The following is an 11,101-nucleotide window of genomic DNA, read 5'->3' on the forward strand; positions in this document are numbered from 1 at the left end:
CCTGCATTGGACGTCGGTGAACGACTGCAATCCATCCGCAAAATCAAAGGTTTGTCACAGCGCGAGCTTGCCAAGCGCGCCGGCGTGACCAACAGCACCATTTCGATGATCGAAAAGAACAGCGTGAGCCCGTCCATAAGCTCCCTGAGAAAAGTGCTGAGTGGCATTCCCATGTCTATGGTGGAGTTTTTTTCCGAAGAGATTCTTCAGGAAAAACCGACCCAGATTGTCTACAAAGCCAATGAGCTGATCGACATCTCAGATGGTGCGGTGACCATGAAACTGGTCGGCCGGGCGCATCCGAGCCGGGCCATTGCCTTCCTCAACGAAATTTATCCACCGGGCGCTGACACCGGGGATGAAATGCTGACCCACGAAGGCGAAGAAACCGGGATCCTCGTCGAGGGCCGCCTGGAGCTGACCGTCGGTCTGGAGACGTTCGTGCTGGAGGCCGGTGACAGCTACTACTTCGAGAGCTCGAAACCGCACCGTTTCCGCAACCCGTTCGACGTAGCGGCGCGACTAATCAGCGCAGCCACCCCCGCGAACTTCTAAGCAAAGCGGCGCCCTGCACAGCTCTGGCGGCGCCCGCGACGTTCATCGGTCACGCCTATTCCCCTTCTAAAATTAGGGTTGTTTCAGTGCGTCTGGCTAATCGGTATACTTTCGCCGCCTGCAAAACCGTGGTTGTGGGCGTGAATAGCCACCATTGAGGGTGTACGCGTGAACCTAATTATGAAAATGCTGGCCGTACCAGCAACAGTACTGGCCCTTTGGGCTGCCAACGCCCAGGCCACTACGTCGGCTGATGAGATCGCAAAACGCCTGGAGCCTGTGGGTAAAGTCTGCATTCAGGGCCAGGAATGTGCCGCAGGTGGAGGTGGCGCGACCGCAGCTGCGAGCGGGGGCGGCATGAGCCCCGATGACGTGATTGCCAAACACTGCACCGCCTGCCACAGCATTGGCTTGCTGGAAGCGCCGAAAATCGGCGACACCGCTGCCTGGAAAGCCCGCGCCGACAAAGAAGGCGGCCTGGATGGCCTCTTGGCCAAGGCGATTACCGGGCTCAACGCCATGCCGCCAAAAGGCACGTGCGGCGAATGCAGCGACGCCGAGCTTAAAGCCGCGATCCAGAAAATGTCTGGCTTATAACTCCCCGCCGTCTCTTACCTCGCGATGTTTTGATGGTTTAAAAGATCGCGAGGCAAGCTCGCTCCTACACGTTGAAAGTGTTTGCGCCTTGCTCTTTGCAACCAACTCCGGTCACTCTCGGTCTATTCGCTAGACACGCAAGTTCCTGGAGGATCCGATGGTGCAATCCTGTTCGACCGAGCGCGCAGTCGATGAAGCACTGTCTCGGCTGCCCACCCACATCCACTTGGGCTTGCCCTTGGGCCTGGGCAAAGCCAATCGCTTTGTGAACGCGCTGTATCAGCGAATCAAGCAACTGCCCGAACGCCAACTAACCATCTACACCGCCTTGAGCCTGGGCCGCCCGGCGCTGGGCGACGGCTTGCAAAAGCGCTTTCTGCAACCGTTTGTAGAGCGCGTGTTTGGCGACTATATCGAGCTGGATTACCTCGCCGACCTGCACCGCGACAGCCTGCCGCCCAACATCAACGTCGAGCAGTTTTTCATGCAGCCGGGCAGCCTGCTCAACAGCCCGCCGGCGCAACAGGATTACGTCAGCAGCAACTACAGCCACGCCGCCCGCGACATCAACGCCAACGGCTTGAACCTGGTGGCGCAACTAGTGGCCCGAAACCCGCAGGCCCCGGATCGCCTGAGCCTGAGCTGCAATCCGGACATCACCCTCGACCTGTTGCCGATGATCGCCAAGCGCCGTGAGGCGGGCGAAACCATCCTGCTGCTCGGCCAGGTGCACAGCGACTTGCCCTACATGCCCGGCGACTCAGAACTCGATGCAGACGCTTTCGACCTGCTGATCGACGACGAAGAGCGCACCACGCTGTTTTCCACGCCCAGCATGCCGGTCAACCTGCAAGACCACTTTATTGGCCACCATGCCAGCACCTTGATCCGTGACGGCGGCACCCTGCAAATCGGCATCGGCGCCATGGGCGATGCGCTGACCGCCTCGCTGCTCGCACGCCAGGCGGACAACGAAGGTTATCGCGCCTTGCTCGACGACCTGGACATCAGCCCGTGGCGCAGCCTGATTGAGCGCGAAGGCGGGGTCGAGCCCTTTGCCCAGGGCCTGTATGGCTGCAGCGAAATGTTTGTGCACGGGCTGATGGTGCTGGTCGACGCCGGTATTGTGCGGCGCAAGGTGTACTCCGATATCGAACGTCAGACCCAAGCCAACGCCGGCACCCTAGACGAAAGCCTGCACACCGATGGCATCAGCGTGCACGGCGGTTTTCTGCTGGGACCGCAGGAGTTTTACCAGCGCTTGAACGAACTGCCCCACAGCAAGCGCGCAGAATTCAACATGACCGCCATCAGCTTCATTAACGAACTGTATGGCCAAGAAACGCTGAAGCGCCTGCAACGCCGCGATGCGCGCTTTGTGAACAGCGCGTTCACTGCGACCTTGCTGGGCGCCGGGGTGGCGGATCAGTTGCAAGACGGGCGTGTGCTCAGCGGAGTAGGGGGGCAATACAACTTTGTCGCGCAGGCCCATGCGCTGCACGATGCGCGCTCGGTGATCATCCTGCGCAGTTGGCGCGAGTCGGGCGGCGATGTCAGTTCCAACATCGTCTGGGAATACGGCCACTGTACGATCCCGCGCCATTTGCGCGACATCGTGGTCACCGAGTACGGCATTGCTGACTTGCGCGGCAAAACCGACCGGCACGTGATCGAGGCGCTGCTCAACATCACCGACTCACGTTTCCAGACCGAACTGATCGCCCAGGCACAGCAAGTGGGCAAACTGCCCAAAGACTTTCAACTGCAGCCGCGCTTTGCCGACAACAGCCCGGAACGCTTACAGGCGATTGCTGCCCGCCATCCGCACTTATTCCCGGAGTACCCGCTGGGCAGCGATTTCAGCGCCCAGGAGCAAGACTTACTGCGCGCCTTGAACTGGCTCAAGAGCAAATTCAAGCTCACGCAACTCTACCGGCTTGGCAAGGCCGCTCTTGAAGCGCCGTCGCCGCAGGCGTTCCCCGAGCATCTGGCGCGCATGCAACTCACAGACCCGGACGGGCTGCGTGAAGAGGTGTATCAGCGCGTGCTGCTGGCGGGGTTGCAGGCGACGGCTAGATAACCGTGGGAGCGGGCTTGCTCGCGATCGCATCGCCGCGATGAATCAGATGCACCGCGTGTGTAGCATCGCGAGCAAGCCCGCTCCCACAGTGCCTTTACTCGATAAACGTCACTTGGCCGTCGGCCAGGGATTTAACCCGTGCCAGGGACTCAACGCGGTAGCCCTGCGAGTCCAGTTCGGCACGGCCGCCCTGGAACGACTTCTCGATCACGATGCCCAGGCCAGCCACGGTGGCGCCGGCTTGCTTGATGATCGAAATCAGCGCCTGGGACGCTTTGCCGTTCGCCAGGAAGTCATCGATGACCAGCACGCGGTCGGTGCTTTTCAGGTGACGCGGCGAGATGGCCACGGTGCTTTCCGTTTGCTTGGTGAACGAGTACACCGTCGCGGTCAGCAGGTTTTCAGTCAGGGTCAGGGACTGGTGCTTGCGTGCAAAGATCACCGGAACGCCCAGGTTCAGGCCGGTCATCACCGCCGGGGCAATGCCCGAGGCTTCGATGGTCACGATCTTGGTGATGCCCGCATCAGCGAACAAACGCGCGAACTCATCGCCGATTTCTCTCATCAGCTGTGGATCGATCTGGTGGTTCAAAAAGGCATCAACCTTCAAAACCTGATCGGAAAGCACGATGCCTTCTTCGCGAATTTTCTTGTGCAGTGCTTCCAACGTAACGTCCTCAAATAGCGCCTATGCGCTGAAGGTAGAGTAAAAAGTAGTCGATTTTAGCGTTTTAACATCGCGCGTATATCGGCCAATGCCGTATTTCCGCGAACCGCTTTCACTTCGGTGGGGGTGTCGTCATTGCCTTCCCAGGCCAGATCGTCCGGCGGCAACTCATCGAGGAAGCGGCTCGGCGCGCAATCAATGATTTCGCCGTACTGCTTGCGCTTGGCTGCAAAGGTAAACGCCAGCGTCTGACGGGCGCGGGTAATGCCCACGTAGGCCAGTCGGCGTTCTTCCTCGATGGTGTCGGCTTCGATGCTGGAACGGTGCGGCAGGATCTCTTCTTCCATGCCCATGATGAACACGTAGGGGAATTCCAGGCCTTTGGAAGCGTGCAGCGTCATCATCTGCACGCCTTCGGCGCCGTCTTCCTCTTCTTGCTGGCGCTCGAGCATGTCGCGCAACACCAGCTTGCCGATGGCTTCTTCGACGGTCATGGCGCCGTCTTCGTCTTTCTCAAGGGTGTTTTTCAACGCCTCGACCAAAAACCAGACGTTGGACATGCGGTAGTCGGCGGCCTTTTCGCTGGAGCTGTTGGTGCGCAGCCAGTTCTCGTAGTCGATGTCCATGATCATGCTGCGCAGCGCGGCAATCGGGTCTTCGCCCGCGCATTGCTCACGCACGCGGTCCATGAACCGTTTGAAACGGGCCAGACGATCGGTGAACCGGCTGTCCAGATGCTCGCCCAGACCGATTTCATCGGTGGCCGCGTACATCGAGATTTTGCGCTCGGTGGCGTAGTTACCGAGTTTTTCCAGCGTGGTCGAGCCAATCTCACGCCGTGGGACGTTGATCACCCGCAAGAAGGCGTTGTCGTCGTCCGGGTTCACAATCAGCCGGAAGTAGGCCATCAGGTCTTTCACTTCCTGACGCCCGAAGAAGCTGTTACCGCCCGACAGGCGGTAAGGGATCTGGTGGTGCTGCAACTTCAGCTCAATCAGTTTTGCCTGATAGTTGCCGCGATACAGAATCGCAAAATCGCTGTAAGGCCGGTCTGTGCGCAAGTGCAGGGTCAAAATCTCGACTGCCACGCGCTCGGCTTCGGCGTCTTCGTTGCGGCAACGAATCACGCGAATTTCATCGCCGTGGCCCATCTCACTCCACAGCTGTTTCTCGAAGGCGTGCGGGTTGTTCGAAATCAGCACGTTGGCGCAGCGCAGAATGCGGCTGGTGGAGCGATAGTTTTGCTCCAGCATCACCACTTTCAAGGACGGGTAATCGTCCTTGAGCAGCATCAGGTTTTCCGGGCGGGCGCCGCGCCAGGCGTAGATCGACTGGTCATCATCGCCTACCACGGTGAACTGGTTGCGGCTGCCGATCAGGTACTTGACCAGCAAATACTGGCTGGCGTTGGTGTCCTGGTATTCGTCTACCAGCAGGTAGCGCACCTTGTTCTGCCACTTTTCGAGGATGTCGGCGTGCTCTTCAAAGAGCTTTACCGGCAGCAGGATCAGGTCGTCAAAGTCCACCGCGTTGTAGGCTTTGAGCGTGCGCTGGTAGTGGGTGTAGACGATGGCCGCCGTCTGTTCCTTGGGGTTGCGCGCATTTTCCAGGGCCTGAGGCGGCAGGATCAGGTCGTTTTTCCACGAGCCGATCATGTTCTTGATTTCGTCGACCCCGTCATCACCCGAGTATTCCTTTTGCATGATGTCGGTCATCAGCGCCTTGACGTCGGCCTCGTCAAAGATCGAAAAGCCCGGCTTGTACCCCAACCGCGCGTGCTCCTTGCGGATGATGTTCAGCCCCAGGTTATGGAACGTGCTGACCGTCAGGCCTCGGCCCTCACCTTTTTTGAGCAGCGTGCCCACGCGCTCCTTCATCTCGCGCGCTGCCTTGTTGGTAAAGGTCATGGCGACGATGTACTGGGCACGGATGCCGCAGTTCTGAATAAGGTGCGCGATTTTTCGGGTAATCACGCTGGTTTTGCCGGAGCCTGCACCGGCGAGCACCAAAAGAGGGCCGCCGACGTAGCTCACGGCTTCTTGCTGCCGGGGATTGAGTCGGGACATGACGAAATTAAAGATCGCTTGCAAAAAGGGCGGGCATTTTAACAGGCTGAGCAGATATTGCTGCCACTCTGCGACAGTGTGACGTAGCCCTCTATCTAAATTTGCCGCTTTTGCTACTTTGCCGCAGGATACCTGACCGTTTAAGTCAGTCGTTCGATAAGCGTTTGCTGGGTGTATTTGATAACGGGTGTCATTTGCCATTACGTATTGGCACGTCATAATGCCCATCGCCTGAATTTATGCAGAGTCTAGGGAGCTAGCTTGTCTACGCCTGTCGAACCCTTGCGTTTGCTGCTACTGGCCAAAGAGCCGACTTGGGCAGCGTTATTGCGCGAGTGTCTGGCGCCCATGGGAAACGCGGCCCTGTTGATGTGTGCCCCGAACTGGGAGTCGGTCAGCTTTCTGTTCGAAAACACACACAACGCGTTGTTGCTCACCACCCCAGCCCTGCAACCCGCGGCAGGTCGATGTCGTTTATCCACAGTTTTGTTGCTGGAAGCTGAGCCCGACACCCCGCCGCAGGGTGTCAGCGACTGGTGGGTCCGCCCCACCCTGACCACCGATGTGCTGCGCCGCAGCCTGCGCCATGTGCATGAGCGCGGCGTGCTCGAACAGACGCTGCACCGCCTGGCCAAAGAAGACCCCTTGACCGGCATCGCCAACCGACAGGGCTTTCAAACCCTGCTCGCCGTGCGGCTGGCTGAAAATGATGGCCACGGCCTCGCGCTGGGGCATCTGGACCTCGATAACTTTCGCCATGCCAACGATGCCTTGGGGCATCAGGCCGGCGACCGCCTGATCCTGCAAGTGGTGGCGCGCCTTAAAAGCCGGCTCGAAGCGTGCGATCAACTGGCCCGCTTGGGCAGCGACGAATTCGCCTTGCTGATCGACACCCGCCGCGCCCCTGAGCGCGCGGCCTGGATGGCTGAACGCATTACCGAAGTGATGGCCGAGTCGTACTGGATCGACGGCGAAAGCCTGTTGATCGGCTGCAGCCTGGGCATCGCCCATGCCCGCGCCAACGCCGGTGCCGACCCGTTGATGTGGCACGCACACATTGCCATGCAGCAGGCCAAAAGCACCCAGGGCTGCACGTATCACGTGTTCGATGAACGCATTAACCGCAACGCCCGCAGCCTCGCCGACCTCGAAAGCGAGTTGCGCCGCGCCTTGCGCCGTGACGAACTGGAATTGCACTACCAGCCGCGCCTGGACCTGGACACCGGCCACATAGTCGGGCTCGAAGCCTTGGTGCGCTGGCGCCATGGCGATCGCGGCCTGCTGGCGCCCAGCGAATTCGTGCCGCTGGCCGAACAGAGCGGGCTGATCGTGCCGCTGGGCTACTGGGTTATTTCGCGCGCGCTGCGTGACATGCAAGTGCTGCGTGAAAACGGCTGGACGGCCTTGCACATGGCCATCAACTTGTCGTTTCGCCAATTCCAGGACAGCAAACTGCTGATCACCCTCAGCCGCTTGATCGCCGAGCACGGAATCGATGCCCGCTGGCTGGAATTCGAACTGACCGAAACCGCCGTCATGCGCCGCAGTGACATGGTCAAGCAGACCATGGACGCCTTAGGGCGGCTGGGCGTGCGCTTTTCACTGGATGACTTCGGCACCGGCTTCTCATCGTTTGTGCACCTCAACAGCCTGCCGATTGCCCTGCTGAAGATCGACAAAAGCTTTGTCGGCGGCATGGAAGACCGCGAAGAAAACCGCAAACTGGTCCACGCCATGCTCAACCTGGCGCAGAACCTCAACCTGCAAGTGGTCGCCGAAGGCGTAGAAACCCGCGCACAACTGGCACTTTTGCGCGAATTTGGCTGCGATCAAGTACAAGGCTTTCTGATCAGCAAACCGCTGCCGATGCCTGAACTGATCCCGTTTTTGGCGGCGGCCCACACCGCCTCGGCGTCGAAGGCAGCCCTGTAGGAGCGAGCTTGTCTCGCGATCTTTTAAGCGATCAAAAGATCGCGAGGCAAGCTCGCTCCTACCCTCAGGCCGCGCTGCGCTTGAGCATGCGCCGCATCTTCCATTCGAAGGCCAATGTCAGGCCCACCGAGGCAAACGCCAGGCCCATAGCCAAGCCCCACCACACGCCTGTCGGGCCCCAGCCGAAGGTAAAGGCCATCAGCCAGGCGGTCGGGGCGCCGATCACCCAGTAGCAGAACAGGCCGACCAAGAAGGTGGTCTTGGCATCCTTGAGCCCACGGATCGCGCCCATGGCGATGGTTTGCGTGCCATCAAACAATTCAAACCAGGCCGCCACTGCCAGCAGGCTGACCGCCAGTTCAAAGACGGGCCGGAAGGCCGGGTCGCTGTGGTCCAGAAACAGACCGATCAACTCGTTCGGCCAGAACCAGAACACCACCGAAAACCCCAGCATCACCGCCGCACCAAAGCCAATGCCAACCCGGCCCGCCAGACGTGCACGCAGCAGATCCGCGGCGCCATAGTGCTGGCCGATGCGCATGGTGATCGCGTAGGACATCCCGGCCGGCACCATGAACGCCACCGAGACGATCTGCAAAGCGATCTGGTGAGCCGCCAATTGCGTACTGCCCATGGTGCCCATGCACAGCGCCGCGAAGGCAAACAGCCCGACCTCAACCGCGTAAGTGCCGCCAATCGGCAGGCCGAGACGCCACAATTCGCGCAGATAAGTCAGATTGATCCGCGACAAGCCTTGACGAATCGGATACGCGTCGTAGGCCGGGTGACGACTGATATGCCAGGCCAGGCCCAGCGCCATGCAGGTGGCGACAATTGCGGTGACCAGACCAATGCCCATCAGGCCCAGCTTGGGCAGGCCGAACATCCCGGTGATCAGCGCGTAATTGAGCAAGAAGTTGGCCACGGTGCCGATCAGGCTGATGACCATCACCGGCGTCGCCCGCCCCATGGCGCTGGTAAAGCCGCGCAAGGCCATGAAGGTCATGTAGCCGGGCAAGGCCAGCGGCAGCAGGAGCAAAAATTGCCCGGCGGCCTCAACGTTGGTCGGGGTCTGACCGAACAGCAGCAACAGCGGCTTGATGTTCCACAACATCAGCGCACCGACCAGCGCCAGCGCCCAGGCCAGCCACAAGCCGGCTTGCGTGAGGCGGGTCGCGCCTTCGATGTCACCCGCACCCTGGCGAATCGACACCAGCGTACCAACGGCAGCAATTACGCCAATGCAGAAAATCGACACGAACGAATAGGTCGCTGCCCCCAGGCTGCCACCGGCCAAGGCTTCCGGGCTCAGGCGCGCCATCATCAGGGTGTCGGTCAGCACCATCAGCATGTGCGCCAACTGCGAGGCAATCAGCGGCCCGGCCAGCCGCAAAATGGCCCAGAGTTCGATACGTACTGGATGCTGTTTGGTCATCGGTCAGATTTCTTTGAGTGCGTTGAAAGGCTTGATTCTCGGCGTGTTGAGTGTTTTAAGCAAAAGGATAAAAAAGATAAGTGGCATGATTAATACTCATGCTACTTAGCGTATTTACAGTCTGGATATGTCGCGCAATAGGAATAATCCTCATGTCTCGTAGCCTTCCTCCGCTTTATGCCTTGCGTGCTTTTGAGGCAGCAGCCCGGCACAGTTCATTTACCCGTGCGGGCGAAGAGCTGTCGATCACCCAAAGCGCCGTCAGCCGGCATATCAAAACCCTCGAGGCGCATTTTGCCTGCCGACTGTTTCAGCGTAACGGTCGCACCCTGCAACTCACCGAAGCTGCCCGCCTGTTGCTGCCGGGGGTGCGGGAGGGTTTCGGGGCGCTGGAACGCGCGTGTATTACCTTGCGCGCCGAAGATGACATCTTGCGCATGAAGGCGCCCTCGACCCTGACCATGCGCTGGCTGCTGGCGCGCCTGAGCCGCTTTCGCCACTTGCAGGCGGGCAACGAAGTGCAACTAACCAGCGCCTGGATGGACATCGACCATGTGGACTTCAATCAGGAGCCTTTCGACTGCGCGGTGTTGCTGGGCAACGGCCACTTCCCGCCAGACTGGGAGGCCACGTTGTTGTTTGCCGAGATGCTGATCCCGGTGGGCGCCCCCAACCTGCTGGACGAACAGCCCTGGGACGCAAAGCGGCTTGCGGGCACCGAACTGCTGCACCCCACGCCAGACCGTCGGGACTGGCGGCGCTGGCTCGATTGCATGGGCCTCAGCGGCCAGGTCTCGCTCAAGGGCGGGCAAGTGTTCGACACCCTGGAACTGGGCATGATCGCCGCCGCACGCGGCTACGGCATCTCCATGGGCGACTTGCTGATGGTGGCCGAGGACGTTGCTCAAAACCGCTTAAGCCTGCCATTCCCCACGGCCGTGGCCAGCGGTGAAAACTACTATTTGGTCTGGCCCAAAACCCGGCCCGGCGGCGAGCGCTTGCGCCGCCTGAGTGACTTTTTACTGCATGAAGTGGCGGTGATGGAGCTACCGGCAGTGGAGCAACGGCAGTGAAACCGTAACGCTCAGCCGCTGGCTGGCCGGTACTGCAACGCCTCCGCCAGGTGCTTGCGTTCAATGGATTCAACCTGCTCCAGGTCCGCCAATGTGCGCGCCACTTTCAATAAACGGTGCGCGGCCCTGAGTGACAAGGTCATGCGTTCGCACGCGGTTTCTAGCCAGGTGTTGTCCACGTCAGTCAGGGTGCACTGGGTTCGCACGCCGGGCAGGTCGAGAAACGCATTGGTACAGCCCTGGCGTTGCAACTGGCGCTCGCGCGCCGCCGCGACGAGTGCGGCGGCGTTGGCGGTGGTGTCTGCCGAGGCGAGCGGGGGGTTGAGCGCGGTGGTTTCACGGGCCACGGTCAGGTGCAGGTCAATCCGGTCGAGCAGCGGCCCGGAAAGTTTGTTGCGGTAGCGCTGAACCTGTTCCGGGGTGCAGCGGCAACGCCCTGTCGGTTCCCCCAAGTAGCCGCACGGGCAGGGGTTCATGGCAGCGACCAGCTGAAAACGCGCCGGAAAACGCATGCGGTCACGCGCACGGGCGATCACTATAAACCCAGATTCCATGGGCTCTCTGAGCACTTCGAGGACTTTACGGTCGAACTCGGGCAGTTCATCCAGAAACAACACCCCGTGGTGCGCCAGGGTGATTTCGCCCGGCTGCGGTTTGGAGCCGCCGCCCACCAGCGCCGGGCCGGAGGCCGAATGG

General features: G+C 60.3%; 9 protein-coding genes. 5 read left to right on the forward strand and 4 right to left on the reverse strand.

Translation table 11 applies throughout. From position 1 onward, the window contains the following. The first annotated feature begins 6 nt into the window (after positions 1-6). From GHO41_RS02320 to GHO41_RS02330, 3 genes are all read left to right on the forward strand, one after another. Positions 7-555, forward strand: coding sequence for a cupin domain-containing protein (locus GHO41_RS02320; protein ID WP_048372525.1), 549 nt, complete (start codon positions 7-9; stop codon positions 553-555). Positions 556-735: 180 nt separating this feature from the next. Next, complete coding sequence (locus GHO41_RS02325; RefSeq protein ID WP_048387143.1) at positions 736-1,152, forward strand: cytochrome c5 family protein; 417 nt, start codon at positions 736-738, stop codon at positions 1,150-1,152. A gap of 157 nt (positions 1,153-1,309) precedes the next feature. Continuing rightward, a complete protein-coding gene (locus tag GHO41_RS02330; RefSeq protein ID WP_153432862.1) occupies positions 1,310-3,232 on the forward strand; it encodes an acetyl-CoA hydrolase/transferase C-terminal domain-containing protein in 1,923 nt (640 codons plus the stop codon). A 94-nt stretch (positions 3,233-3,326) separates the two neighbouring features. Here the strand turns inward: GHO41_RS02330 and GHO41_RS02335 are convergent, their stop codons facing one another. Both GHO41_RS02335 and rep read right to left on the reverse strand, forming a co-directional pair. Continuing rightward, positions 3,327-3,899 (reverse strand): xanthine phosphoribosyltransferase, encoded by a 573-nt coding sequence (locus tag GHO41_RS02335; protein WP_123750669.1) that lies wholly within the window; start codon positions 3,897-3,899, stop codon positions 3,327-3,329. A 56-nt stretch (positions 3,900-3,955) separates the two neighbouring features. After that, positions 3,956-5,965 (reverse strand): DNA helicase Rep, encoded by a 2,010-nt coding sequence (rep, locus tag GHO41_RS02340; RefSeq protein WP_048372620.1) that lies wholly within the window; start codon positions 5,963-5,965, stop codon positions 3,956-3,958. 261 nt (positions 5,966-6,226) lie between these two features. Between rep and GHO41_RS02345 the strand changes: the two genes are divergently transcribed. Next, a complete protein-coding gene (locus tag GHO41_RS02345) occupies positions 6,227-7,897 on the forward strand; it encodes a bifunctional diguanylate cyclase/phosphodiesterase (RefSeq protein WP_153432863.1) in 1,671 nt (556 codons plus the stop codon). Positions 7,898-7,961: 64 nt separating this feature from the next. Here GHO41_RS02345 and GHO41_RS02350 read toward each other — a convergent pair whose 3' ends face one another. Next, the gene (locus tag GHO41_RS02350) at positions 7,962-9,332 is read right to left on the reverse strand and encodes a NorM family multidrug efflux MATE transporter (protein WP_048372533.1); all 1,371 of its coding nucleotides are present in this window, start codon (positions 9,330-9,332) and stop codon (positions 7,962-7,964) included. Between the two features lie 152 nt (positions 9,333-9,484). On the opposite strand from GHO41_RS02350, the gene GHO41_RS02355 reads away from it, so the two are divergent. After that, the gene (locus GHO41_RS02355; protein ID WP_048372535.1) at positions 9,485-10,405 is read left to right on the forward strand and encodes a LysR substrate-binding domain-containing protein; all 921 of its coding nucleotides are present in this window, start codon (positions 9,485-9,487) and stop codon (positions 10,403-10,405) included. A gap of 11 nt (positions 10,406-10,416) precedes the next feature. Here GHO41_RS02355 and GHO41_RS02360 read toward each other — a convergent pair. Continuing rightward, the coding region (locus tag GHO41_RS02360; RefSeq protein ID WP_178126458.1) for an ATP-binding protein at positions 10,417-11,101 on the reverse strand (685 nt) is incomplete at its 5' end.

Origin of the sequence: Pseudomonas sp. FSL R10-0399 (assembly GCF_009600165.1) — a bacterium.
Classification (GTDB): Bacteria; Pseudomonadota; Gammaproteobacteria; order Pseudomonadales; family Pseudomonadaceae; genus Aquipseudomonas; species Aquipseudomonas helleri.

Coding starts and splice junctions, on each gene's coding strand:
- GHO41_RS02325 (WP_048387143.1), top strand. CDS start 736: ATGAAAATGCTGGCCGTACCAGCAACAGTACTGGCCCTTTGGGCTGCC.
- GHO41_RS02330 (WP_153432862.1), top strand. CDS start 1,310: ATGGTGCAATCCTGTTCGACCGAGCGCGCAGTCGATGAAGCACTGTCT.
- rep (WP_048372620.1), bottom strand. CDS start 5,965: ATGTCCCGACTCAATCCCCGGCAGCAAGAAGCCGTGAGCTACGTCGGC.
- GHO41_RS02350 (WP_048372533.1), bottom strand. CDS start 9,332: ATGACCAAACAGCATCCAGTACGTATCGAACTCTGGGCCATTTTGCGG.
- GHO41_RS02355 (WP_048372535.1), top strand. CDS start 9,485: ATGTCTCGTAGCCTTCCTCCGCTTTATGCCTTGCGTGCTTTTGAGGCA.